The organism is Sphingobacterium bovisgrunnientis (assembly GCF_009829085.1).
Taxonomy (GTDB): domain Bacteria; phylum Bacteroidota; class Bacteroidia; order Sphingobacteriales; family Sphingobacteriaceae; genus Sphingobacterium; species Sphingobacterium bovisgrunnientis.
Genome location: NZ_WUQY01000027.1, coordinates 19,514 through 43,161 on the forward strand (window position 1 = coordinate 19,514; position 23,648 = coordinate 43,161).

Below are 23,648 nucleotides of genomic sequence, written 5' to 3' on the forward strand. Positions count from 1 at the left end.
TTATGATTCAAGATTATATTCTACATACTCCTGTAGCTAGTTTTATATTTGCCATTACGGTAGCTTCAAGTATTTATGCCTTTTCTAATCCTGCCATATTAGACAGAATGACGCTTCATCCGTATAGTATTCTACGTGATAAAAGCAAATCTTATACGGTGTTTACAAGTGGTTTAGTTCACGCAGATTGGGGACATTTGTTGTTCAATATGATCACGTTTTACTTCTTTGGTTTCTCCTTAGAAAAGTATTTTGTGGCAGCAAATGGTGAAATTGGTCATTTGTATTTTGCATTATTATACATTGTGAGTTTGGTATTAAGTGATATACCAACTATAGTACAACAGAAAAATAATCCAGGGTACTCTAGTTTGGGAGCGTCTGGAGCAATATCTGCGGTTTTGTTTGGTTTTATTTTATTTGAACCTAAAGCTATGTTGGGAATATTTTTGATTATTCCTATGCCAGCTTACCTGTTTGCGGTATTATATATTGGCTATTGTATATGGGCTTCGAAAAATTCGAATGATCGTATTAATCACGATGCCCATTTATTTGGCGCACTAGCTGGTTTATTAATTACTATACTTATTCATCCGTGGATTATTAGACACTTTATTGATCAGTTCTAATATATTTTTATCCAGCCCAATTTTCACGATCCAAACTTCTGAACTGAATAGCTTCGGCCAAATGTTGATTTTCGATAGTTTCAGAATTTTCCATGTCCGCGATTGTTCGGGCTACTTTTAGAATCCTGTCGTATGCTCGAGCCGAAAGATTTAATCTTTCCATAGCAGTTTTCAGCAATTGATTTCCTGTATCTGAAATGATGCATACGTCTCGAACAGCTTTTGAACTCATTTGCGCATTGCAATGTACATGAGGGTTCTGCTGAAAACGATGTGCTTGCATAGTACGTGCCTGCATGACACGTTGTCGAATCTGCTTACTACTTTCGCTTTTCCGAGAAGATGTAAGCTCGTTAAATTCAATTGGAGTAACTTCCACATGCAAATCTATTCTATCGAGCAGAGGTCCAGAAATTTTGCTGAGATATCGCTGAACAAGAGCTGTACCACAGATGCACTCTTTTTCGGGATGATTATAATAACCACAAGGGCATTCATGCGTTGCCTTGTTTGCGTTTTGAGACTAAATTCGTAAAACAGATGCATCTTTCTTAAACCAGATATTGTTAAGTCCTACCAGTCAATGGCATTGCCAAAATTTATCATTGACAAATTACTAGATCTTACTTCAAAATTTAGAATGGTCTATTCTGCCATAGACCTAATTGAGATGCCGAATGGAGAATTTATCTTTTTGGAAATAAATCCCGTCGGTGAGTGGGTTTGGCTGGAACAAGAACTTGGGCTCAATATCTCTGAAAAAATAATACAGGAACTTTTATGAGTAAACTATCAGATTATATAGCACCGTTAGTCAACCGTGAAAAGAATATTAAGCCTATCTGGAAGTCTTTTAAGTCGTCATGGGAGATACTATTGCACGGTCTTGTTCCGCACGAAAAAGCAAAAGAAGCCTCCAAAAAAATCTTGGGTACGCATATAAACAAGGACAATGAAAAGGTTTCCGAATTAATTATTGAGCTTTATAAGGAGTCGAGAAATCGGATCAACGAAATTGAAGAAAAGGGGTTTAAACTTTTAACTTATATATCCGCCGTTTCAGCAATTTCTGTTTATTTTTTAAGTACCGATATCAACGGGCTGTATAAAGCTTCGGTGATTGTTTCATTATTGTTTCTCGTGTTGGCCATAGTTATTTCACTTAGATGCTTAGGTGTTAAAGGGCAAAGGGCGTTATTCTTGGATAGTGTTTTTGACTTTAATCAAGATGATGAGCCAAAGACAAAAAGTACCAGTGATATGCTAGCTAACCTTGTGGATTGTGCTGTGTATAATCACAATGTAGCAGATAACACAGCAGATATCTTAAGAGCTTCCAGAATCATGCTTTCTTTGGGGATTTTCGCTACCGCTATATACTGTATTTTCTTTCTTTCGAAAGCTCCTGAAAGAAATAAAATATATGAAGTCAAATTAACTGACACTGTGGCCCTTCAAACTATTGTCTCGGGATTTAATGATCAGCAGGACTCAGCGGCAAAACTATCTAAAAAGATAGTTGAGATTGAGAAGAAGCTTGATTCTCTTAAGTTGAAAAAAGAGGGGCAGCGAGATTCTGATTTAAATTGATGGACGAATTCAATTTTTTTACATCTTTTATCGAATTTTCAAAATTAGATAAAATTGAGGTTAGAGGTAGATTTGTTTGTCCGCCAGAGTATGCAAAAAGTACTTAACCTTATTGACCATTTCCTTGTATCTTTCCGGCTCTTCCAAACCTTGAGAAAGAGTGTCAGGATAGTGATCTTCAAAGTTGTATTCCAACCGTAATTTATTCAGAAACCATTCGGCTTCATGATGCTTTATATATTCCGGGTTACGACTTAATAAATAATACTCCTTTAAATTTGTCTTCCTCAGTTTTCCTTCAAAAACCCAAACCAAATAACGGCTATCCTTGTCCTTAACGTAGCCAATTATGACATTCCCAATAAAATCAAGGCTTTGGTTAAAACAGTCCTGGCTTTCAATTTGGTTAAAAATAGATTTGGTCAGTTTCTTTTTTCCAATCGATACTTGGTTTATGGTAACGTTTTGGGGATGGAGAGTAAAATCTAGCATATCTTTTATGTTAATTATACGAAGATAACGTGTTTTTTACTTCACAACTATAGATTTTCTCCTATTTCTTTCTCGATTAATTGGGAAAAAGTGAAAAACGTATGAGGAACCATTTGTAATAAATTCTAAACCGCCTTGGCCAGAATCGATATAGATAGACAACGACTATAAATCTAGGTATGCTGGGGATTTGATTCTCTTGCTTTCAAAGCCTGATAATAGTAGCTGAATGGAGAGCCATAGTAGATCGATTCGGTCATTTTGATGTTTTCCTGCTCGTCTTCGGCATTTGGTTTTACTTCTGATTGCATTTTAGCTAACAGCATCCTTAGTTTTAGCAGCAATCGGTTACGGCTAGAATCCAATCTTTTGAGTTGAATACGTGAATATTTGTTGTCGGATAATAATCTGTATCCGCTCACCCAGCACATTTCATTTACGATCTGATTATAGTTCCAGAGGGTAACTCTGCCAACCGACATGCCTATTAAGCGACTGGCGACAGATTCATAAATAGATCCTTTGCCGCTTCTGCAGAGGGGATCCTTCAAAATAAGTTTAAGATCTCCCACGACACGGAACTGTTTTTTCATTTCTTTCAATAGTGAACTCTTTCTTATACGGATATGTCCTTCATAATGAATCTCATACCCTACGAAACCTATCCAAGGGGAACCCATTGCACCTACATTTCCCCATTTATAGCAGCTTTTAGATTTTTCCGACCAAAACTTTTTAGCAGTTTGATAAGGAGGATCAACAGGTGGATGAACTACTAGTTTTTTCTTTCGAAGTCCAGAGAGGTATTGCTGAAAAGCATGGGTACATTTTTCTTTGTCGGGATGTATAATCAACATGTCATCACAGAACCTGAGATAGAGTAATTTCCCATCTTGCATGGCGGTGATTTTCCTGTCAATGCCATGTAGCACAATATTAGCTATCAATCCAGAGAGGGCACCACCTTGAGGTATACCGATTTTTGCTCCCGCCAAGCGCTTGTAATATCCATTAGTAATTAGTTCGTTTCCAACCCAAGCATATTCACCATTTGGAACTCTATATTCATAAAAATGACTTTTTTTCTGGTTTAGTGGTAAGACCGTTTTATTAAAGGTATAAGCATCCAGATAGTCATATAGGATACGCTTTGCATTAGAGAGATCTTTAGCGGCGTAGGATTCCATGCCTTTCCGACTAAGGAATTGATTAAAAATCTTTTTGATCACCGTGTGACTTACGGTATCGAAAAACTTCTTCATGTCGCATTCAGCCACATGTAATGTCCCTGCCGGAAATCGTTTCCGGTATGATAATATTTCTTCAACAGATTCATGATGCGTTGGGCACATCATTTTACCTTTTATCATTCTTTTGGATCTGAAGGCGAAGGAATGATCGACGAAATATTTATCAAAAATGGCAGTGAGGTATCTATTGATAATGCTTAAAATGAGCTTGTCCTTGAGCCCAAACGAGGCTATCGGCCGACAGATATTAACCTCAGTTTGACTTGCCTTGTCTTCCTTTAACTTCGGAATGATCTTAGGCGCTCCGATTTTATATATTCCTCCATGAATACCATCTTGGATCTCTTTTATAAAGTTATCTAATCGAGACAGGCAAGGTGCATCCGGTCGATTACATCTGTAGTACCTAAGTGTTGCCTGCAATGATAGCATGGTTTTTTCTGTTGTACTCCGAGGTATGCCATTCTTCATCCGCTTACGCTCAACTACTGTCCGCCATTGTTTTCTTGGAGGAAATAAACTGTTTAGTAGGTCTTCGCTTTTGCTTCCCTGACTAACATGGTAGTTATGTTTTTTAGCTTTTGTATGAAGGTGTATAAGGTGGCTCTTGTTGCGACGATGAGCAAGCTTTACCCTAAGTCTGCATAGCATATTTAGAATGTATACTTCTGATGAGAAATGGCTAAGGTTTAACATAAAGGGAAAGAAAGAAGTTCCTGACTATTTTTTACTGAACTATAAGAGCTCCTCTCAACTTTGTCGTGCACAGAACGGCCGTTAATACTTGCAGGGTACTTTGCTGTTTTCATAGCATTTCCTCCACCTTAGGTACCTCTTTCTCTCCCTTGTAACCTACTTGTTTTGCGAAGTAGATAACACTTGCAAAAGTAAAATTTCCCATCGAATTTGCATAACAGTAGTCTATCATATTTCGGCATGCCCCCTCATTAAACTTATTTCCATCCAGCTTAGAGAGTGCAATGAAATATTTCATTCCTAGTTCATACGTGAATGTATTTGCCAACGCATAGGCAATTTGGTACCAATGATGAAAGTTACCTGTTATGGAAAGCCCTTTTTTTGAAAGATATCTGGTGATCGATTGGATCTCCGTTCTATTTAGCTGACTATTTTTTCCTGCTGCGTTAAATTTTTGGTTCTGAGTGGGTTCGGCAGCATAGCTGTAGGTTTCAGATCGGACTGAGGCTTTTACAACTGCTGCTTCTGCTTCGTCGTATTCTATGCGGAAGGGAATGCTCTCGTTTCTTACAAAAAGATGAGGATCATAGGAAAAGAAGCATAAGCGCGTGACATCGCTTCCGCTCTTGTCAAGCTCTATATCATATTTTTCTTTTAGATAGGTAAGAATCTTTCTAAAAGCATACGTATGCTTGAAGTTGATGTCATCGACAGGGAAATCTGAAGGGAAATCCAAACTGATTAGTCCTTTTAAGCCGGATCCAGAAGGCGACTCCCAAAATGATAAAATATAGGAGTTGCTTCTAAAATGAGACTTTAAATCTTCCATCGATTTTTTCGATAGCTTATCCAAATCGAGTACGAGTAGCTGGTTATAGATCGATATTGATGATCTGTTTCTTTTTTGGTTGAAACTTGCAGAAAATGTAACAGCAGGCAAATTTTTTTTCCCCCTATCATAATATTCGGTATCACCGTCCGCGAGATACTTTCTGAGAATGTCAACCTGCGTTTTATATGTTCCGGTTTTTATTCGCAAAAGACATTCTTCTACAGTTAAGAGACCGGATAGATCGCTCCAAGAATTTTTCTGAAAAGAGGTTGTTATAGAAGACAGCGTTTTAGAGATCATTTTATTGCGTGGTTTCCATGTAAGTTAGTTAAAATTTAAGAATCTGTAGAAAAATTTAGCTGAGTTTTTTCACAGTTCTAGCATGTTGCGTCGATTAATCCTCACCCAACCCCATTAGCATGGCATGCCACCTGTTTGTTTCTCTTTTTGCTAGTATTTTCCTGACTCTATCTGCAAGCTCGCCCGATCGCGAAAGCATGTGACCTATCTTTCTCCCGATCAGTCTTGAGCAGACGAGTTGGATGTAGTCATTGTCGTTGGTGTCGTAAAGTTCCAGGATATCGTAGTGCAGCATATAGATGTCATCATCGTTAAGGTCAAAGTAACTTTGAATAAGGTGGTCTATATCTGCTATGTCCTTAGTCCTTTCAGGTCTGTCGTCATTGGCAATGAGTTTTAGAAGAATAATACCTTCTATAGTACAGATCTTTATTATTTGACCATTGCCTAAATCGTGATCTTTGACAAATGGATAGACCTCGGTGAATCCGGGCATGTTCAGTACGAAAGTTGGATCTGTCAGTCTCACATTTCTATCGGGCTGTTCTATCTCCCCGAATGGCAGAAGGTCTACTTCGATTCCCTTTTTGTATATGAGTTTGATTGCCTCACTCTCATGACCTTCAAAAAGGCCGGTTGCTATAAGCGAAGCTTTGACTTGGTTATATTGACCCTGATCACTGATGGTGATGGCCAAATCTACATCTTTTGTTCTCCTTTTTGATAACAGTTCTTCATTTGCGGATAGATGTATATCCCTTGCTATGGCGCCTACGAGATAGAAATCGATTCCAAACTTGGAGCATACCGTGCTCATCTCTGTTAACATTTCAGAGACCAATGGTAATAGTATGTGATTATCCGACATATTTTTCTTTTATTCGTGCTGCTATTTCTCTATTGCGACTATCTAGGCTACTAATTAATTCCGCGTAGGCCAGTATTGGAGGAACTGTGTTGTTGGTATCGGTGATTGTACTCTCATTCCAAAATGGTCGGAGAATTTCTACCTCTCCACTTGCGTCTGGAATCAGCCTTAGGTTTTTCATCAGTTCGAAACGATCTGTATTAGAATAGATCGTATATATCTCTGGAACGAGATGCCCGGTTAGGATAGCTCCTGCAGTTTCACCACCCCAGTAAATATCCTGATAGGGTGTTATGAGTTCTTGCCAGTTTGCGCGGTCCTCTTTTTTACTGAAGCGGAATCTTCCGACCATTTGCTTCGGCCTCAGTACCGTTCTATACATGTCCGACCATTTGTTTATCAATGAAGTTCTATTGTCCAATAACAATACAGGCTTACTATTACGTGTACCCATAATAACGTAGTTATCTCTTTTCATTTCCGAAATGAAATTTCCGACATTCCCGAGCGCAACACTTGATGTGTATGCCATATTGCGATAAGATGTATTCAATATTGTTGGATCTATGAGCACGGCAAACAGAAACTTGATGCCAGCCGGTGCCCACAACTTATTGTCTTCATTATATTTAGGTTCCGTTGTTTTCTGGTCGCTTATCAGAATAAAAATCGAATGCGTTTCAATGTAACAGTTTCCAGAGGTTTCCAGATAGCATATATTGTGCTTGCGAAGTTCCTCTTTCATCGGAGTCGGAATATATTTGGCAATCATTATCCTTTTTCCGTCGGTCTGCTTTTGCTTGGAGATAATATTGTCCAGTGTTGCAGTTCTCACTTCGGTTTTTATTTCGGCTTCTAAAATACAATTCTGCTGTCCTTTTTCGAGTTCTAAAACGGCATCGTAATATTCCCTTTTGCCAACAGGCTCTCTATCCAGTATGCGCACAGTTATACTTGTCATTTCAGAGAATTTCGCTAGTGCTGATTTTAGTATATCTTGCTCTTTCATGTTCATTATATTAGAGTGTTCATGTATCGTGAACATTCAAAGATAATGAACATTTTCCGTGTATTACTATATAACGACTTTTTTTGTTCAAAATTTAAACATGTTCATGTAACATGAACACGGATATTAATTGAACAAAGTTGAATGAAATTACGTATTAAATATATTATTGCCAAAACCATACATGATAGAAAAAAATCTTAATATTTAAGAATGACTGTTTGATAGATTTAGGTTTTTTTAATTTATATACGAACTAAAAATAGGTGTTACTTATGGATTGTAAGGAACTGTTATTTAAATATTGGAAATAAATATCAAACTTGAGTGGTAGATGTTATATTTTAATCGTAAAAAATGAAAGATTCCATAAGAGTCGGAATATGGATACGTGTATCCACAGACATACAGGTGAAGGATGAAAGTCCAGAACACCATGAACTAAGGGCTAAATAATACATCAATGCTAAGGGTTGGGATTTAGTCAAGATCTATCGTCTTGATGGAGTCAGTGGAAAGACTGTTATGGAACATCCGGAAACGAAGAGAATGTTAAAAGATGTTAGGAGCGGAGAAATCAACGGTCTGGTCTTCTCTAAGCTATCACGTCTTGCAAGAAGTACAAAGGAACTTTTGGAGCTCGCCGACATATTCAAATCTGCCAAAGCAAATCTAGTTTCAATCTCTGAAAACATTGATACTAGTACTCCCTCAGGGATGCTTTTTTTTACTGTCATATCTGCGATGGCGGAATGGGAACGTGAGGAAATCTCAAATCGAGTTTCCTCTTCAATTCCTATTCGTGCAAAACTAGGCAAACCATTGGGAGGCCAAGCTATATTCGGATATTCCTGGCGGAATAAAGAATATGTAATAAATGAATCGGAAGCTCCTATTAGAAAGTTGATTTGTGAAATCTTCCTTCGAACCCGACGAAAGAAGACGACTGCTGATGAGTTGAACAAACTCGGCTATTGTACTCGTAAAGGGGCTTTGTTTTCGGACACAACTGTAACAAGGTTGCTTAGGGATACTACTGCCAAAGGATAACGGATGGCCAACTATACCAAAACCGGAGAAGAGGGAAAGTGTACTGTACTTAAGCAAAAAAATGAATGGGTCATAACTAAATGTCCTCGAATCATTTCAGAACAGATGTGGAATAAAGTAAACTACATACTCGACGTACAGGAGAGTAGGAGTTCATACGCTGGTAGAAAATCTAGGTACCTGTTGTCGGGATTCGTGAAGTGTTCTTGTTTGAAGAAAATGTATGTTAAAAGGACCAAAATTTACCAATGTAAGGACTGTAGGGTAAAAATTGCCATCAGTGACATTGAAGGAATGTTTTGGGGCTTTCTTTCTGATTGCTTAAGTAACATCGAATTATCGAAAATCAACGAAAACTCTAATAGTCTACTCGGTAAAAAAACAAGCCTTATTAGAAGAGACGAAAAGTGAAAAAGCAACTTTGGAAACAAAGATAAATCGGTGCACGGAAATGAGAATGGATGGTGAGATTACAAAAGAAAATTTTACAGCTAATTTCTATCTTCTAAAGACACAGCTTGCTAATCTAGAAGAACTTTTGAAAAATCTAAGGTCCGAAATGGACTCTGAAATGGACCAAATCGCACTCGGAAAAGATCTATTCAATGAAATCCAACTTCTTGTGTATAATTGGCCTGATATGGCATTCGCAAGAAAGCGATCTATAATAGAAACCGTAACCAAGGAGATTTTAGTCAGCAAAAATGATATTAGTATTGAATTCTCTATCAATTTACAGAAGCTCCTTGGAGATAGAAAATTCCAGCACAACTCGCCCTTCGTTTTACCTTCTTTACTTTTTAAGCTGGAATTTCGCAAACCTATCCATCAAAATTACCCTCAAAATCCGACGACTATAGGTGAACATCTAAGAAAGAAGAGAATTGATAGCGATTTGTCCCAAGCAGAGTTGGCAAAAATTCTTGGGGTGAGTACCGATTGTTTAACCTATTGGGAAAACAATCGAAGCAGCCCACAAATAACTTACTATCCCAGGATCCATCATTTTTTAGGTTTTTATAGAACTACGTTTAATGAAACTAACTTTTGCGATCTGCTAAGGTCGTATAGGTGGAAAAACGGGTTTAGCTTTAGAGCTCTTGGAAGTCTTTTGAAAGTAGATGCTACAACTGTACGAGCTTGGGAAAAGGGATTGAGTTTGCCTTCAAGAAAAATGAATGAAAAACTAGTGGCCGTATTTGGAGATAGTTTTTCCAAGATAAAGTATTAAATTTCTATAAATTATTCATTGAAACATTGTCAATCTGAGACATGAAACCAACATGTCAACGAACCCCTGTCCTACGGAAAGGGTCTTTATGCAAAATTTGAAAATGTGCCCTAAGATTGAAATTTCGAACGATTGACCCACCTTTTTTCGGGTGAGTGTATTTATCAAAGCGACATGGATTCATTGCAGCTATGAGCATAAAACTCGCTGGATAATCTACTGTAAATTTAGAACGCGAGATTGTTATATTTCTAGACTCTAAAGGTTGACGCATCACTTCCAAAGCTGTTCTTTTGAATTCAGGTAATTCATCTAAAAAAAGGACTCCATTATGTGCTAGAGATATTTCTCCTGGTTGTGGGTGAGTTCCGCCGCCGACTAGAGCAACGTCCGAAATGGTATGGTGCGGGTTGCGGAAAGGGCGTGTAGTCATTAGAGATTCTGCAGTAGGTAAGGTGCCGGCGACAGAATGAATTTTAGTCGTCTCTAATGATTCATCAATGGTCAACGGTGGAAGAATAGTCGGCAACCTTTTAGCAAGCATTGTCTTTCCTGCGCCTGGAGGGCCGATTAGAATCACATTGTGACCACCCGCTGCCGCAATTTCTAATGCTCTTTTGATATTTTCTTGCCCTTTTACATCTGCAAAGTCTACCTCATAACTATTGATATTCTTTTCGAATTCCTCATTAATATTGACATAGGTTGGTGCAATAGTAATTCTCTTCTCAAAGAAATCAACTACATCATGTAGATTATCGATTCCATAAATATTTAAATCCGAAACTATTGCTGCTTCTTTGGCATTTACCGATGGAAGTATAATTCCACTAAACCCATCTTTTTTCGCTTGAACAGCAATAGGCAAAGCTCCTTTGATAGTTTGAATTGCACCGTCTAATGAAAGTTCGCCTAGAATGATGTACTTTTCTAATTCTTCTGAATTGATCTGGTTAGAAGCGGCTAAAATACCGATTGCGATAGACAAATCGTAGGATGAGCCTTCTTTACGAATATCAGCAGGAGCGAGATTAACTACGATTTTTTGTCGTGGCATACGATAACCAATGGACATAATGGCACTTTCGATTCTTTGCAAACTTTCTTTTACGGCATTGTCTGGAAGACCAACAATGTAATATTTTGTACCTGTAGAAACATTTACTTCTACGGTAATCGTTGTTGCTTCAATACCATATACGGCGCTACCAAATGTCTTTACCAGCATAGTGTGATTAATTGGTTGTTTAAATTTAAAGAAAATTATTTGCATTTAAATGATATTTGAAAATGGTTTTGGTCTTGTTTTTGATGATTTGTAATAAAAACCTTATTTTGACAATGCGCAGAAAAAATATTTTTATTTTTAAACGTTTTGAGAGTTTTAGTGTTTATATAGTAAGTGATTTATTTTAAAAAATTAATATAACGGATAATGAAAGACAGCGGAAAAGTAGTTACAGCATTATTAGCTGGTTTAGCGGCGGGTGCAGTTTTAGGATTATTGTTTGCACCAGAGAAAGGTTCGGAGACTCGCGATAAAATTAATGATTCTTTGGCTGATTTAGCAGACGCGATCAAAGAGCGTGCAGAGCAACAAATCGATCAATTAAATGATTTAAAAGAAAAAGTATTAGCTTCTGTAAAATCTAAAGCAGCAAAGGCAGAAGAAATTATTGACGATGAAATCGTAGAACACGCGTAACTAGCAATTCTGTAATTAATAATCATAAAAGCGAGAAATGTTGCTACAATTCTCGCTTATAATAAATTAATGGATGGAAGAACAAAAATTTTCCTTTTCGGGTAGTTTTCAAAAGTCAAAAGAATACCTAGATACACAACTGGAAATATTAAAGCTAAAAGCTATTTCCAAATCATCGCGTATTATCGGAGCGATTGTGCTGGATATATCGAAGCTGGGACTTGTCATGGCGATTATTTTCTTTTGGTCGTTAGCTTTAGGATTTTGGTTGGGAGAGTTATTGGGAAGCTATTCGCTTGGCTTTTTAGTTACAGGAGGAATCTTTTTAATCCTTCTATTGATTGTTCGTGCTGTGGAACCAAAGTTAGAAGCTAAATTTATGGATTTGACCATTAAAAAGTTTCTTGGAAAGTGGAATGAAGAAGAAGATTTCATCGCAGAAATGGAACGCGAAGAAGCACAGCACAAGGAAGAATACAAAGCTCCCGAGGGATCTAGTACTACAGTAAAGGATATTTTTGAAAAGGAAGTAGATCATGAAAGTAAATATTAATAACGCTGAAGAGCTCAAAAGCGAGCTAGTCCGTCTTAGTAGATTGCGAAGAGAGCAAGAGCTTTACTTAGGTGATCAATATAAAATTCTCAAAAATAAAGTTCAAACCCCTTCGCGCATAGTTGGAGCAGTAGCTTCAAACCTTCCAGGAGTAAGTCTTGTCAAAGGATTATTTTCTTCTTTGGGAAAAGATAAAAGTCATGCAGATATTTCGGATGGAAAATCTGATTGGTTAACCAAAGTTACGAAGCTTGCACTTCCATTAGTATTAAATAGTACTTTGTTAAAAAATAGTGGCTGGCTTAAAAAGTCATTGGTTTTATTGGCATCTGAAGGCGCTGTCGGGCAAATTAACAAGGATAAAGTGAATTCTTTTGTTGGTAAGATTGCGGATTATATCCGTCCTAAAAAATCAAAGAAGAAGCATAAAAATATAAAACCCATTGAAGAACAAGACACAGTCAACTTTGGTATTCCTCCCGACAGTGAAACGTATTAGATCTTGCATTTTAAAATATTGAATCCCTTTAACAAAGGGATTTTTTAATTTATATGCTTTTCAATAGGTACTTCTTATAAATTACATGCTAAATAGTTGAATAACTGCAAACATAAGGTTATTTTTGCGGCTTAATAAATGTTATGGGTAAGGATAAATTAAGAAAGTTTGCAGAGGTAGCCACGTTTGAAAATGTAGTGCAACTGGATGCAGGATTTGAATATAAAGGGCAATGGGCTTCCAAATTCTTTGGTAATGATAAACCAGTTATTTTGGAATTAGCTTGCGGAAAAGGGGAGTATACGGTTAATCTTGCGAAGATGTTCCCAGAGTATAACTTTCTTGGGATAGATTATAAAGGTAATCGTATTTGGCGCGGTGCTAAAACTGCATTAGAAGAAGGAATTAAGAATGTTGGCTTCTTGCGTATTCAGATTGAAACTATTTTATCGCATTTTGCGGAGAATGAAGTTTCAGAAATTTGGATTACTTTCCCTGATCCACAACCACAAGATAGCCGTGAGAAAAAACGTTTAACAAATCCTAACTTCTTAGAACGTTATAAATTTCTTTTAAAAGAAGATGGGATTATGCACTTGAAAACCGATAATGACGGGTTTTATGCTTATACTTTAGAGCAGATTGAAGCTTTAGGCCTTACAAAATTTAAAGAGACTACAGATTTGTACAAATCGGATTTGGTAGACAATGTTTTGTCAATCAAAACGTATTACGAGCGCAAATATTTAGCTGTTGATAAGAATATTAATTATGTCCAATGGACGTTTAAGAAATAGTAAAATGTAAAAAAGCCAAAAGGCTTTTTTACATTTTATAATATTCCACAGAGTGCGCTGTCAATGCCTCGTGTAATAATGAGTTGTCATCATCAGATGCAAACAATTTATTTCTCCAGTATCGCTTTGGATATTTTTTAAGGAAATGAATTACATATAAATTACCTCCTGAGCGCGTTAGGCTTTTTATGTGATCTATATCCTTCATCAGATATTTGTCAGTGCGATTTGCGAAGTGAATAAGCAACTCATCATCAGTCAATTCCCATACAGATTTATTTTTACTCCATTTTACTGATAAAAACAGAATGATTGGAATTGTAAATAGTATAATTACAACTTTAGCTATTTCAGTTGCTGGTATTTGTGATGAAATAATTCCACCAAAAATCAACAGCGAAAAAAAACTAAGCATATATCTACCCCTGTGTAGCGTGTTTATCTCAAAAGATTGTTTCATTGACCAAAAGTACAAAAATTACTCTGGTACAATTTCTCCTTTTGTGTTAATGATAACTGGAGTATCTGAATCTGCAGGTAATACTGAAGCTATTCCATCCGAAAATGAACTCACATAGTCATAGATAATTGGAATAATCACCTTACCTTCACCATTTATATACCCGTATTTTCCATTCGCCATTACAATAAAAATATCATCGGCAAAAGCGCTAGATATATAATCATATGAAGCTCTTTTAATACCTTTTAAAGTATAGAGAATACATCCATCATTGGATGTGAATACAACAAAATAATCACCAACAACTTCAGTTATATTCTCATATTCTAGAGGAACAATAACCTCATTTTCTCTATTAATAATTCCGTAAAAATCTCCATTACTTACAATTGCTTTATTGTTATTGAAAAAAGAGATAAAATCGTAATCATTTGAAATAATAATATTATTAGTTGAGCTTAGAATTCCATATTTTCCATTTTTAGAAAATATAAATGTTTGATCTTCACTGTTAAAGTTAAGAGACTCATATTCTAGTGGTATAATAGGTTTAAATTGTAAATCTAAAGCTCCATATTCATTATTTTCATTTGATACAATGGCTAGACCATTTTCAAATGGGCTGATATTAGTAAATTGTGCCGTTATCAGTGTATCGCCATCACTCTCTTTAATACCATATAATTGAAGGTCTTCATCAAAAAATGCTGAAAGAGAGTCATTTAGATAGAATTCTTTATATTTCTCAGACTCATCAAATTCATCATCACCAAATGAGAAGATTTCCGAAGCAATTGGCGTGTCGATTTGGGTATACTCTTGGGGGATAGTAAATATGTTCAAATCCGCTTCGAGCTGAATTTCTGATGCCTGAATGCCTATTCCTGATGTAGAAATTTCCAATGCTGCTCCTGGAATATTTTTAAGATATGCATATTCTCCCCAATACACTGGAGGCAATGATTCAGTATACCATACATGTATTTTAGCTTGGGTTTCTTCATCCTCTACTGCTGTAATTACGGCTAACTTGCAACTATATCCACTAATTGTTCTTACTTGATTTTCAATGAATTCAATAGGCAATTCAGAGGCAAGTTTAATCGATTCACCCAAGTCTAATACTTTATCTTCAGGTGTAGTATTTATATAATATTGTTGAATTTCAGGGTAAATGAAAATACTTTCATTATTTACTTTGTTAGTGATTTCATAGTTTTCACCATATAAATTCGTTTTAGAACGTACAAAATCTTTATTTACCCAAACCTGAGCAACGGGTTTATCTCCATCTTGAAATGCTAATAGCAATGATGCTGTTGTCATTAACATCTTTTGCTGTTCATCCATCTCATCAGCATCTAGTTGAAATAGGGATGAATCAATTAGAAATTTATAATCAATCTTGAATGTTTGTAACTGGCAAAATCCAGATAAACCTATTGCCAATAAAAATGTTAGTGCTAGAAATCTTTTCATGCGAAATTTAATTTCAACAAATATGTTGAAATTAAATTAAATCATTGAGATAATATTTTAACAAAAAAGCAGCCATTGGCTGCTTTGTGATTTTTATAACTCGAAATATTTTTCTGGATTAATCTTTTTGTTGTCCTTAAGGATTTCATAATGCAAATGTGGTCCAGTGCTACGACCTGTATTGCCAAGTAATCCAACTACTGCCCCAGCGTCTACTCGTTGTCCCTTTTTCACTTGTGTTCGTACCAAATGTGCATAGCGCGTTTCGTAGCCATGTTTGTGTTTTACTTTAACAACATAACCATATTGACCTTCGTAGCCCGAAAACGAAACAACTCCATCTGCAGTAGCACGGATAGGGTCACCCATTCTTCCTTTAAAATCAATACCTGAATGCATTTCACGTCCACGACGAGTAAAAGGATTTGCACGGTATCCATAACGTGATGTAATTTGCCCATGATGGGGCTTACCTAATGGTATACTTGCAATTTTCTTTTCTACATTCAACAATAACTCATTATAATACTCACTTAATAAAGCTATATTTTCTTCATCTTTCTCAATAGGCCCACCTGTATTTTCAAAAGCCAATTTTGTATTTATACCACGTTTTTTCATTTTACCATTAATGATTTCAATCGTAGAATCAATTTTCATAAAAGACTTTTTGGCTTCTATTATATCCTGCTGTGTTTCTTGCTGTGAAGAATTTAGTTTCTTATTTTTTTGATTTATTTTATCTAATGCAGCTTCATACTTTGCACTTACGTCTTCGGTCTTTTTAATTGCGGCTACATAAGCTATAGATCCTATTAGCGTTACTATAATTGCTAATACAGATACAAAGATTTGCCTCCAATACTTTAACAATATTGTAGGTATTTCTATACTCTTGTCCTTATTTCCTTCTATACTAATTTGTATAGCAGATTTTTTCTTAAACATACTTCTCCCTTACTAGTTATTGTTTAATCGTTTTGTTTTACAAAAGAATGCTTGCAAAATTACAAAATTATTTGATTAATAGTCAACTTGTTGTTGTTGACAATCAACAGGTTGTTGTTAAAAACTGTTAAATTATCTCCATATTTGTTTTATGACGTTAGCAGATCAGTTGATTGAATGGTATAGAAAAAATGGTCGCGATCTACCTTGGAGACAGACAAATAATCCCTATATTATATGGTTGTCGGAGATTATTTTACAACAAACACGTGTCGAACAAGGTATGCCGTATTTTTACAAATTTGTGGAGGCATATCCAACTGTAAAAGATTTTGCGCAAGCAGATGAAGAGGATCTTTTGCGCTTATGGCAAGGTCTAGGATACTATTATCGTGTACGGAATATGCATAAAGCTGCCAAAGCGGTCATGACTGAATTTGATGGTGTTTTTCCATCAAAGTATGAGGATGTAATCACACTTACAGGTGTAGGAGAATATACCGCAGCAGCCATTTCTTCATTCTCTATTAATCAAAAAAAAGCTGTTTTGGATGGAAATGTTTTCCGGGTGCTGGCACGCTATTTTGGAATTGACACAGCAATTAATTCCACCGCAGGTAAAAGGCAATTCCTTACTATCGCTAATGAAGTTATATCTGACAAATTTCCCGGATTATACAATCAGGCAATTATGGATTTTGGGGCTACCGTTTGTAAACCTAAAGCCCCAAATTGTCAAAATTGTATGCTGCGTCTCGATTGTGTGGCTTGCAGTACAAATTGGGTTGCTTCTCTACCTATAAAGACAAAAGGAAAACCAAGTCGTAATCGCTATTTCAATTATTTCGTAATCGAAAAGGACGGAGCTTATGTATTTACCAAACGCGGTGAAGATGATGTATGGGCAAATATGTATGAATTCCCTTTAATTGAAACCGACCAAGAGATTGAAATAAGTGATTTGCAACAATTGGAGGCCTATAAAACGCATTTTGAAGGCGCGGAAATTACACCAATTGGTCTTCCGATTAAACATATTTTGAGTCATCAAAATATCTACGCTAGATTTTATCGTGTTGTAGATGAGAAGCATCTTGTCAAAAAAAATCCATCGTGGAATTATTATAATTCAGATAATTTAGATAAATTAGCTAAGCACAAGCTTATTTTTTCTTTTATTAATAAGTATTTTGTAAAACTAATCAATTAAAACACTGAATTATTATGTCGAGCGTTAACAAAGTTATCTTGGTGGGTCATTTGGGAAAAGATCCAGAATTACGTTATTTGGAAGGAAATGTAAGTGTTGCAAGTTTTCCATTAGCTACCTCCGAAACTTTTAATAAAGATGGAAAGAAAGTCGAACAAACTGAATGGCACAATATCGTTATGTGGCGGGGATTAGCTGATGTGGCTGCCAAATATTTAACTAAAGGAAGATTAGTATATATTGAAGGTAAACTGCGTACACGTTCCTATGAAGATAAGGAAGGAGTTAGACGCTATACCACTGAAATCGTAGCGGAGAGCTTTAATATATTAGGTCGAAAATCAGATTTTGAAAGCACAAATAATAACACAACCTCAACCACCAATACAAATACTTCTGCTGCAACCAACAATCAAGCACAAGAGCAAACTGTAGATTTCACAGAGAATGAAACAGACGACGGTTTGCCTTTTTAATAGAAGGAATATTTTTGAGTAACCTTTCATTAAAAGTTTAATTTTTGCCGTATCTTTGGCCATTATGTTGCAAGATAAAATAGCGCAGTATACCGAAGAAATTGAGCAATTTACGCCTGCATCTGCTGCGGATGTAGAGAATTTCAGATTAAAATTTTTAGTTTCTAAAGGCATAGTCAAAGAGTTGTTTGAAGAATTTAAAACTGTTTCATCAGAAGAGAAACGTGTTTTGGGTAAAGTGTTGAACGAATTTAAACAATTAGCAGAGGCTAAATTTCAAGATTCTCAGGCTCAGTTTGCTGGTTCTGCAAAAGTTCATAAACGCGAAGAAGAAGATTTAACCCTACCAGGTGAAGGTTTTCAATTAGGATCTCGTCATCCCCTGTCGCTAGTGCGCAAAGAGATAGTAGAGATTTTCAAAAAACTAGGGTTTATTGTAGCGGAGGGTCCAGAGATTGAAGATGATTGGCATAATTTCTCTGCCTTAAACTTCCCTCCGGAGCATCCAGCTCGTGATATGCAAGATACATTTTTCATCAAAAAACAAGATGGAAATGATATTGCATTGCGTACCCATACATCTTCTGTGCAAGTACGCTTGATGGAGGCTGGTAAACCACCTTTCAGAGCTATCATGCCAGGACGTGTATACCGTAATGAAGCTATTTCCGCGCGTGCGCACTGTTTCTTCCACCAAGTAGAGGGTTTGTATGTAGACGAGAATGTATCTTTCGCTGATTTGAAACAGACCTTATTTCACTTCGTGCAAGAGTTGTATGGTCAGGGAACTAAAGTACGTTTCCGTCCGTCGTATTTCCCGTTCACAGAGCCCTCAGCAGAAATGGATATTTCTTGTTCTATCTGTAAAGGTGCTGGTTGTAACTTATGTAAAGGTTCTGGGTGGGTTGAAATTTTAGGTTGCGGTATGGTAGATCCAAATGTGTTGGAAAACTGCGGTATCGACAGCAAGAAATATTCAGGTTTTGCCTTTGGTATGGGGATCGAACGTATAACCAACTTGAAATACGAGATTAAGGATTTACGTTTGTTCTCGGAGAACGATACACGTTTCTTATCCCAATTTGAAACAGAAATCATTTAGATGATTAAAAATATAAACAGTATTGCATGCTTGATTTTAATACTGCTTTTAAGTAGTTGCAAAGATGGAGGATGCAATGTTGTTTTAAATAGTGTAGTAAACGAGACATTATCGTTAGAAAAAAGCCTTGAATTAACAGCTCCCAGCTCCTGGACTTATGCAAATGGAGGCGGTTGCGGTTTGATTGTTTTCAATTCTGGCAATGGTGTTCTTGCCTATGACAGATGTAGCACCATGCCCGAATCCGCAAATAGCAAAGTAGAGGTAGAAGGTCTACAAATTGTAGATCCGTCGACTGGAGCCAAATGGTTATTATTGGATGGTTCACCTATACACTTAGCCGAGTGTTCTTTAAGACGCTATCAAGTCCGTAAAAGCGGTAATTTATACGTGATAACAAATTGATATGAATCAAGAAGATGTAGTTTTAACGATAAAAAAAGCGGCTCGTGATTTGTTTCGCAAATATGGTTACAACAAGACTAGTGTTAATGAATTGGCTAAGCAGGCGCGTATCTCCAAAGCTACATTTTACAAAATATTTCCTTCCAAAGAGCTTATACTTCATGAAGTATTAATGGATTATATTCGGGAGAATGTTGAAGATATCCTAAATACGCCAACAAAGGATTTAGACTTATCTGTTTTTTTGGGTAAAACGATTCTCCGTGTAAGTCGTGTCACATATACGGTTTGCAACGAGTTTGTTGGCTGGGAATTTATTCGAGAATCTACCAATGCGCAAGAGTTCCTAAAAACGCTTTCTGACGATCTGGAATTTTTACTGTTAAGTTCTTTTATTAAAAATGAACTCATAGGCTCGACTATTTCAGAAGAAAAGTTAACATTCTTAATAAAATCAAGTAAAAACATCGTTTTTTCATTTGCATTTACCGCAGTGACAGAAGCTGATGTACGCAAAAATTTCATTTCTTTCCAAAAAGAAATATTGCCTTATTTAGTTCAGGCAACAATCGCTTAGTAGAGCTATTTATCACGTTCCAAATTGTGATTAAAAAGTGTATTTTTGTACCCTATGGGCAGAAGAATACCACAAGAAAAAAAACAACTTCAAAATATTGAGATTTTCGACATTGCTGAAGAGGGTAAAGGTGTAGGAAGACATGAGGAATTGGTGCTTTTTATCGAAAAAGCTATTCCTGGTGATGTCGTTGATGTAGAATTGCAACGTAAGAAAAAGAATTTTGCAGAAGGTCGTGTAACAAACATAAATCAAGCATCTCCTTATCGCATCGAGCCTTTCTGTCCGCATTTTGGTGTTTGTGGAGGTTGCAAGTGGCAACACATGAGTTATGATGCGCAGTTAAAATTTAAGCAACAGTCTGTTGATAATGCATTGACTCGTATTGGAAAAGTGGACACAGTTTCCATGGAAGAAATTTTAGGTTCTGCGGAAACGACATATTACCGCAACAAACTTGAGTATACTTTCTCCAATAAAAGATGGTTAACTAATCGTGACGAAGAGGTTCAACCAGAAGATCTAAATGCTTTGGGCTTCCATGTTCCTGGTCGTTTTGATAAAATTTTGGACATTGATCATTGCTTTTTGCAACAAGACCCTTCGAATAATATTCGTAATTCGGTTCGTGATTTTGCGATTGAGCAAGGCATGTCATTCTATGATTTGCGTCAGCACGAAGGCGCTTTACGCAATCTAATAATCCGTACTTCCTCTACAGGAGAAGTGATGGTAGTCGTGGTATTCGCTTATCCAGAAGAAGGTCAAGTAGAATTAATGATGAACTTTATTGCGGAGAAATTCCCAGAAATAGCTTCATTATTATATATCATTAATCAGAAGCGTAACGACACCATTTTTGATCAAGATATTCATACTTTCAAAGGTCGTGACTTTATCTATGAGGAAATGGAAGGTCTGAAATTTAAAGTTGGGCCAAAATCTTTTTATCAAACAAATTCTGCTCAAGCCTATGAGTTATACAAAATCACACGTGATTTTGCCGAATTAAAAGGCGACGAGTTGGTTTACGATTTATATACTGGAGCTGGTACTATTGCCAATTTCGTGGCACGTCAAGCGAAAGAAGTTGTCGGTGTTGAATACGTGCCTACGGCAATTGAAGATGCGAAAATCAATTCACAGATCAATGGTATTAACAATACCAAGTTCTATGCTGGAGATATGAAGGATGTTTTGACTTCGGAATTTATTGCTGCACATGGAAACCCCGATGTAGTCATCACAGATCCACCAAGAGCCGGTATGCACGCTGATGTAGTAAACCGTATTTTGGAAATGGAAGCGCCAAAAGTAGTTTATGTGAGTTGTAATGCGGCTACACAAGCTCGTGATTTGGAAATTCTTGCCGCAAAATATGATGTTGTACGCATCAAGCCTGTGGACATGTTCCCACAAACACAACACGTAGAAAATGTGGTTTTATTAAAATTGAGATAATATGGATTTATCAGATTTATTATCAGCAGCAAATTCAGGGGAAGAGGGACAGGAGCCTAAAAAAAGTAGTCCTTTACAAAGTCTGAAAGTTGATTTGGATTTTTATAGCGAATCTATCAAGGAAATTTCAACAGAAATGGTAGCCGAAGGTTACACCTTATTTCCAATATTTATAGCGACACAACACGAAGTTTCATTGGGTGAAATAATTCTCGATAGAAATGAATTAAATACAAATTGGTCTATTTATGCATCTTCACTTGAAGAATTTGTAGAGCGCGGTGTAATTAAGAATTATAAAAAATCAAGTTTTGAAAAAACATACAAAAAATCGGAAGATTTTATGTGTCTTTTCGTGGTAGTGCCCGAAGGTGCAAATTTTGTTTTCTATCCTTATAAATAAAATTTCACGGATTCTTTAATACTTTTTAACAAAACGTAGTCCAATATTTGTTTACTTTAGATGCAAATGATTATAAATTTTAAAAAAATTACTTTAATGATTCCACTGCTTATACTATTTCAACTAGTAAAAGCACAGGTTTCTGATTTGCCTAAAGTATCTGGGATTATCTTGGAAAAAAATGACGGGAAACGTCTTGTGGATGTAAACGTGACCAATTTGCGTACTAAACGCGCGGTTACGACTAATAATTTTGGGGTATTTTATATTGAAGCAGCTATCGGAGATAGTCTATCTTTTACCAAAGTTGGGTATGGTCCTTTAAAGACTGTACTTTATACGATGGAAGATATTGTATTGGAGATGCAACCAGGATTAAGTATTGAAGAGGTAGTTGTGGCTCGTCGGACACGTCAGCAAGAAATGGAGGACATCTTGCGCGATTATTCTAAAAAAGGAATTTATAACGGAGGTAAAAATTCTGTTGGTACTTATTTAGGGAGTCCAGCCACAGCTTTGTATAATCTATTTGGGCGTGAAGCTAAAAACATGAAACGCTTTGAAAAATTCATGGATAGAGAATTAGACGCAATCGCAATTGATCGAATTTTCAACAAAACGATTGTTTCATCCACTACAGGATTAGAAGGTCAAGATTTAGAGCATTTCATGGAATTGTATAGACCCGGTCATGCGCAAGCAACAAGCTGGGGTCAATATGATTTGTTAAATTATATTACAAAATCATTTAAGGAGTGGGATACTAAAGGTCGACCTGCTCCGGAAAAGTTGCCAAAACTAGATATTCCAACTCAGAATTAATTTTTAAATATTTTTATTGTCTTTTAAAACTAATTGGCATTAGCTTTGTATAGTGTATAGTATAATAAATACAAGATTAGAATATTAGAATATAAGATTATGAAAGTGAATAGAAAATTAGCAGTTTATGGTCTATCTTTAGCCACTTCTGCGATGTTGTTAGCAAGTTGTGAAACTATCCAAAATACAAACAGCACAACTAAAGGTGCGGTTATTGGTACAACAGCTGGCGCTGGTATAGGTGCATTGATTGGTAATAAAGCAGGTAATACAGCTGTAGGTGCTATTGCTGGTGCTGTAATCGGTGGTGCTGCTGGTACTTTGATCGGTAAGAAAATGGATAAGCAAGCTAAAGAAATCGAAAATACTGTAGCTGGTGCTGAAGTAGAGCAAGTTGGTGAAGGTATTTTGGTGAAATTCGATTCTGGTATTTTATTTGATTTCAACAGTTCTGCTTTAAAAAGCAATGCTAAATCAAATGTTGCAAAATTAGTAGAGACATTAAACAAAGAGCCAGATACTGAAATTTTAGTTTTAGGTCACACAGATAATGTAGGTTCTTTATCTGCAAACCAAAAAGTGTCAGAAGCAAGAGCTAAAGCAGTAAGAGATTACGCAGTGTCTCAAGGTTTAGCTGGTTCACGCGTTAGAACTGAAGGTAAAAACTTTGCAGAGCCTATAGCATCAAATGATACAGATGCTGGACGTGCTGAAAACCGTCGTGTAGAGGTTGTTATTGTTGCAAGTAAAAAAATGCAAGAAGCAGCTAAGAAAGAAGCTGGTTTATAATATTGT

Annotated in this window: 25 protein-coding genes and 2 pseudogenes; 17 read left to right on the forward strand and 10 right to left on the reverse strand. The window is 36.3% G+C overall.

Annotated elements, in window-relative coordinates; translation table 11 throughout:
• Positions 1-2: 2 nt before the first annotated feature.
• Positions 3-632, forward strand: a complete 630-nt coding sequence (locus GOQ16_RS12715) for a rhomboid family intramembrane serine protease (RefSeq protein WP_160069627.1) — start codon at positions 3-5, stop codon at positions 630-632.
• A 7-nt stretch (positions 633-639) separates the two neighbouring features.
• On the opposite strand, the pseudogene GOQ16_RS12720 reads toward GOQ16_RS12715, so the two are convergent.
• Positions 640-1,125, reverse strand: a pseudogene (locus tag GOQ16_RS12720) (magnesium chelatase subunit ChlI family protein); the annotation flags it as partial.
• A 287-nt stretch (positions 1,126-1,412) separates the two neighbouring features.
• Here GOQ16_RS12720 and GOQ16_RS12725 point away from each other — a divergent pair.
• Positions 1,413-2,222, forward strand: a complete 810-nt coding sequence (locus tag GOQ16_RS12725; RefSeq protein ID WP_160069628.1) for a hypothetical protein — start codon at positions 1,413-1,415, stop codon at positions 2,220-2,222.
• A 60-nt stretch (positions 2,223-2,282) separates the two neighbouring features.
• Here the strand turns inward: GOQ16_RS12725 and GOQ16_RS12730 are convergent, their stop codons facing one another.
• From GOQ16_RS12730 to GOQ16_RS12750, 5 genes are all read right to left on the reverse strand, one after another.
• Entirely contained in the window at positions 2,283-2,714 is a 432-nt protein-coding gene (locus tag GOQ16_RS12730; protein ID WP_160069629.1) for a hypothetical protein, read from the reverse strand.
• Between the two features lie 173 nt (positions 2,715-2,887).
• Positions 2,888-4,615 (reverse strand): reverse transcriptase domain-containing protein, encoded by a 1,728-nt coding sequence (locus GOQ16_RS12735; RefSeq protein ID WP_160069630.1) that lies wholly within the window; start codon positions 4,613-4,615, stop codon positions 2,888-2,890.
• A 154-nt stretch (positions 4,616-4,769) separates the two neighbouring features.
• Positions 4,770-5,795, reverse strand: coding sequence for a BT4734/BF3469 family protein (locus GOQ16_RS12740; protein ID WP_160069631.1), 1,026 nt, complete (start codon positions 5,793-5,795; stop codon positions 4,770-4,772).
• 94 nt (positions 5,796-5,889) lie between these two features.
• Positions 5,890-6,663 carry a nucleotidyl transferase AbiEii/AbiGii toxin family protein gene (locus GOQ16_RS12745; protein ID WP_160069632.1) on the reverse strand — a complete coding sequence of 258 codons (774 nt, stop codon included), beginning with the start codon at positions 6,661-6,663 and terminating at the stop codon, positions 5,890-5,892.
• Complete coding sequence (locus GOQ16_RS12750; protein ID WP_160069633.1) at positions 6,653-7,678, reverse strand: type IV toxin-antitoxin system AbiEi family antitoxin; 1,026 nt, start codon at positions 7,676-7,678, stop codon at positions 6,653-6,655. Before GOQ16_RS12750 ends, GOQ16_RS12745 begins: the two co-directional genes overlap by 11 nt.
• A 453-nt stretch (positions 7,679-8,131) precedes the next feature.
• Between GOQ16_RS12750 and GOQ16_RS12755 the strand changes: the two genes are divergently transcribed.
• Complete coding sequence (locus GOQ16_RS12755; protein ID WP_160069659.1) at positions 8,132-8,722, forward strand: recombinase family protein; 591 nt, start codon at positions 8,132-8,134, stop codon at positions 8,720-8,722.
• A gap of 457 nt (positions 8,723-9,179) precedes the next feature.
• A complete protein-coding gene (locus GOQ16_RS12760) occupies positions 9,180-9,953 on the forward strand; it encodes a helix-turn-helix domain-containing protein (protein WP_160069634.1) in 774 nt (257 codons plus the stop codon).
• A 142-nt stretch (positions 9,954-10,095) separates the two neighbouring features.
• Here the strand turns inward: GOQ16_RS12760 and GOQ16_RS12765 are convergent.
• A pseudogene (locus GOQ16_RS12765) lies at positions 10,096-11,181 on the reverse strand (YifB family Mg chelatase-like AAA ATPase); the annotation flags it as partial.
• 207 nt (positions 11,182-11,388) lie between these two features.
• On the opposite strand from GOQ16_RS12765, the gene GOQ16_RS12770 reads away from it, so the two are divergent.
• The 4 genes from GOQ16_RS12770 (at position 11,389) to trmB (ending at position 13,507) form a co-directional block, all read left to right on the forward strand.
• On the forward strand, positions 11,389-11,658 hold the full coding sequence (locus GOQ16_RS12770; protein ID WP_149914871.1) for a YtxH domain-containing protein: 270 nt from the start codon (positions 11,389-11,391) through the stop codon (positions 11,656-11,658).
• Between the two features lie 73 nt (positions 11,659-11,731).
• Positions 11,732-12,211, forward strand: coding sequence for a hypothetical protein (locus GOQ16_RS12775; protein ID WP_192922530.1), 480 nt, complete (start codon positions 11,732-11,734; stop codon positions 12,209-12,211).
• A complete protein-coding gene (locus GOQ16_RS12780; RefSeq protein WP_160069636.1) occupies positions 12,195-12,710 on the forward strand; it encodes a hypothetical protein in 516 nt (171 codons plus the stop codon). The genes GOQ16_RS12775 and GOQ16_RS12780 overlap by 17 nt, the downstream gene beginning before the upstream one ends.
• Before the next feature lie 143 nt (positions 12,711-12,853).
• Positions 12,854-13,507, forward strand: a complete 654-nt coding sequence (trmB, locus tag GOQ16_RS12785) for a tRNA (guanosine(46)-N7)-methyltransferase TrmB (RefSeq protein WP_160069637.1) — start codon at positions 12,854-12,856, stop codon at positions 13,505-13,507.
• A 28-nt stretch (positions 13,508-13,535) separates the two neighbouring features.
• Here trmB and GOQ16_RS12790 read toward each other — a convergent pair whose 3' ends face one another.
• From GOQ16_RS12790 to GOQ16_RS12800, 3 genes are all read right to left on the reverse strand, one after another.
• The gene (locus GOQ16_RS12790; RefSeq protein ID WP_160069638.1) at positions 13,536-13,922 is read right to left on the reverse strand and encodes a hypothetical protein; all 387 of its coding nucleotides are present in this window, start codon (positions 13,920-13,922) and stop codon (positions 13,536-13,538) included.
• Between the two features lie 63 nt (positions 13,923-13,985).
• Positions 13,986-15,449 (reverse strand): WG repeat-containing protein, encoded by a 1,464-nt coding sequence (locus GOQ16_RS12795; RefSeq protein ID WP_160069639.1) that lies wholly within the window; start codon positions 15,447-15,449, stop codon positions 13,986-13,988.
• 93 nt (positions 15,450-15,542) lie between these two features.
• The gene (locus GOQ16_RS12800; protein WP_160069640.1) at positions 15,543-16,397 is read right to left on the reverse strand and encodes a M23 family metallopeptidase; all 855 of its coding nucleotides are present in this window, start codon (positions 16,395-16,397) and stop codon (positions 15,543-15,545) included.
• A gap of 151 nt (positions 16,398-16,548) precedes the next feature.
• Between GOQ16_RS12800 and mutY the strand changes: the two genes are divergently transcribed.
• From mutY to GOQ16_RS12845, 9 genes are all read left to right on the forward strand, one after another.
• Entirely contained in the window at positions 16,549-17,607 is a 1,059-nt protein-coding gene (mutY, locus tag GOQ16_RS12805) for an A/G-specific adenine glycosylase (protein ID WP_160069641.1), read from the forward strand.
• A 14-nt stretch (positions 17,608-17,621) separates the two neighbouring features.
• Positions 17,622-18,083, forward strand: coding sequence for a single-stranded DNA-binding protein (locus GOQ16_RS12810; RefSeq protein ID WP_149914520.1), 462 nt, complete (start codon positions 17,622-17,624; stop codon positions 18,081-18,083).
• Positions 18,084-18,147: 64 nt separating this feature from the next.
• Positions 18,148-19,185: a phenylalanine--tRNA ligase subunit alpha gene (gene pheS, locus GOQ16_RS12815; protein ID WP_160069642.1), complete on the forward strand. Its 1,038-nt coding sequence runs from the start codon at positions 18,148-18,150 to the stop codon at positions 19,183-19,185.
• A 30-nt stretch (positions 19,186-19,215) separates the two neighbouring features.
• Positions 19,216-19,590: a Rieske (2Fe-2S) protein gene (locus tag GOQ16_RS12820; protein WP_160069643.1), complete on the forward strand. Its 375-nt coding sequence runs from the start codon at positions 19,216-19,218 to the stop codon at positions 19,588-19,590.
• Position 19,591: 1 nt separating this feature from the next.
• On the forward strand, positions 19,592-20,167 hold the full coding sequence (locus tag GOQ16_RS12825; protein ID WP_149914523.1) for a TetR/AcrR family transcriptional regulator: 576 nt from the start codon (positions 19,592-19,594) through the stop codon (positions 20,165-20,167).
• 54 nt (positions 20,168-20,221) lie between these two features.
• Positions 20,222-21,628 (forward strand): 23S rRNA (uracil(1939)-C(5))-methyltransferase RlmD, encoded by a 1,407-nt coding sequence (gene rlmD, locus GOQ16_RS12830; RefSeq protein ID WP_160069644.1) that lies wholly within the window; start codon positions 20,222-20,224, stop codon positions 21,626-21,628.
• 1 nt (position 21,629) lies between these two features.
• Complete coding sequence (locus GOQ16_RS12835) at positions 21,630-22,031, forward strand: hypothetical protein (protein WP_160069645.1); 402 nt, start codon at positions 21,630-21,632, stop codon at positions 22,029-22,031.
• 96 nt (positions 22,032-22,127) lie between these two features.
• Positions 22,128-22,853, forward strand: coding sequence for a hypothetical protein (locus GOQ16_RS12840; RefSeq protein WP_160069646.1), 726 nt, complete (start codon positions 22,128-22,130; stop codon positions 22,851-22,853).
• Between the two features lie 99 nt (positions 22,854-22,952).
• Entirely contained in the window at positions 22,953-23,642 is a 690-nt protein-coding gene (locus GOQ16_RS12845; protein WP_160069647.1) for a YiaD family glycine zipper/OmpA-like lipoprotein, read from the forward strand.
• The last annotated feature ends 6 nt before the right edge of the window (positions 23,643-23,648 follow it).

Excerpts from the sequence above, each read along its gene's own strand:
- GOQ16_RS12715 (WP_160069627.1), top strand. The coding sequence starts at position 3 with ATGATTCAAGATTATATTCTACATACTCCTGTAGCTAGTTTTATATTT.
- GOQ16_RS12725 (WP_160069628.1), top strand. The coding sequence starts at position 1,413 with ATGAGTAAACTATCAGATTATATAGCACCGTTAGTCAACCGTGAAAAG.
- GOQ16_RS12730 (WP_160069629.1), bottom strand. The coding sequence starts at position 2,714 with ATGCTAGATTTTACTCTCCATCCCCAAAACGTTACCATAAACCAAGTA.
- GOQ16_RS12735 (WP_160069630.1), bottom strand. The coding sequence starts at position 4,615 with ATGCTATGCAGACTTAGGGTAAAGCTTGCTCATCGTCGCAACAAGAGC.
- GOQ16_RS12740 (WP_160069631.1), bottom strand. The coding sequence starts at position 5,795 with ATGATCTCTAAAACGCTGTCTTCTATAACAACCTCTTTTCAGAAAAAT.
- GOQ16_RS12745 (WP_160069632.1), bottom strand. The coding sequence starts at position 6,663 with ATGTCGGATAATCACATACTATTACCATTGGTCTCTGAAATGTTAACA.
- GOQ16_RS12750 (WP_160069633.1), bottom strand. The coding sequence starts at position 7,678 with ATGAACATGAAAGAGCAAGATATACTAAAATCAGCACTAGCGAAATTC.
- GOQ16_RS12760 (WP_160069634.1), top strand. The coding sequence starts at position 9,180 with ATGGATGGTGAGATTACAAAAGAAAATTTTACAGCTAATTTCTATCTT.
- GOQ16_RS12770 (WP_149914871.1), top strand. The coding sequence starts at position 11,389 with ATGAAAGACAGCGGAAAAGTAGTTACAGCATTATTAGCTGGTTTAGCG.
- GOQ16_RS12775 (WP_192922530.1), top strand. The coding sequence starts at position 11,732 with ATGGAAGAACAAAAATTTTCCTTTTCGGGTAGTTTTCAAAAGTCAAAA.
- GOQ16_RS12780 (WP_160069636.1), top strand. The coding sequence starts at position 12,195 with ATGAAAGTAAATATTAATAACGCTGAAGAGCTCAAAAGCGAGCTAGTC.
- trmB (WP_160069637.1), top strand. The coding sequence starts at position 12,854 with ATGGGTAAGGATAAATTAAGAAAGTTTGCAGAGGTAGCCACGTTTGAA.
- GOQ16_RS12790 (WP_160069638.1), bottom strand. The coding sequence starts at position 13,922 with ATGCTTAGTTTTTTTTCGCTGTTGATTTTTGGTGGAATTATTTCATCA.
- GOQ16_RS12795 (WP_160069639.1), bottom strand. The coding sequence starts at position 15,449 with ATGAAAAGATTTCTAGCACTAACATTTTTATTGGCAATAGGTTTATCT.
- GOQ16_RS12800 (WP_160069640.1), bottom strand. The coding sequence starts at position 16,397 with ATGTTTAAGAAAAAATCTGCTATACAAATTAGTATAGAAGGAAATAAG.
- mutY (WP_160069641.1), top strand. The coding sequence starts at position 16,549 with ATGACGTTAGCAGATCAGTTGATTGAATGGTATAGAAAAAATGGTCGC.
- GOQ16_RS12810 (WP_149914520.1), top strand. The coding sequence starts at position 17,622 with ATGTCGAGCGTTAACAAAGTTATCTTGGTGGGTCATTTGGGAAAAGAT.
- pheS (WP_160069642.1), top strand. The coding sequence starts at position 18,148 with ATGTTGCAAGATAAAATAGCGCAGTATACCGAAGAAATTGAGCAATTT.
- GOQ16_RS12825 (WP_149914523.1), top strand. The coding sequence starts at position 19,592 with ATGAATCAAGAAGATGTAGTTTTAACGATAAAAAAAGCGGCTCGTGAT.
- rlmD (WP_160069644.1), top strand. The coding sequence starts at position 20,222 with ATGGGCAGAAGAATACCACAAGAAAAAAAACAACTTCAAAATATTGAG.
- GOQ16_RS12835 (WP_160069645.1), top strand. The coding sequence starts at position 21,630 with ATGGATTTATCAGATTTATTATCAGCAGCAAATTCAGGGGAAGAGGGA.
- GOQ16_RS12840 (WP_160069646.1), top strand. The coding sequence starts at position 22,128 with ATGATTCCACTGCTTATACTATTTCAACTAGTAAAAGCACAGGTTTCT.
- GOQ16_RS12845 (WP_160069647.1), top strand. The coding sequence starts at position 22,953 with ATGAAAGTGAATAGAAAATTAGCAGTTTATGGTCTATCTTTAGCCACT.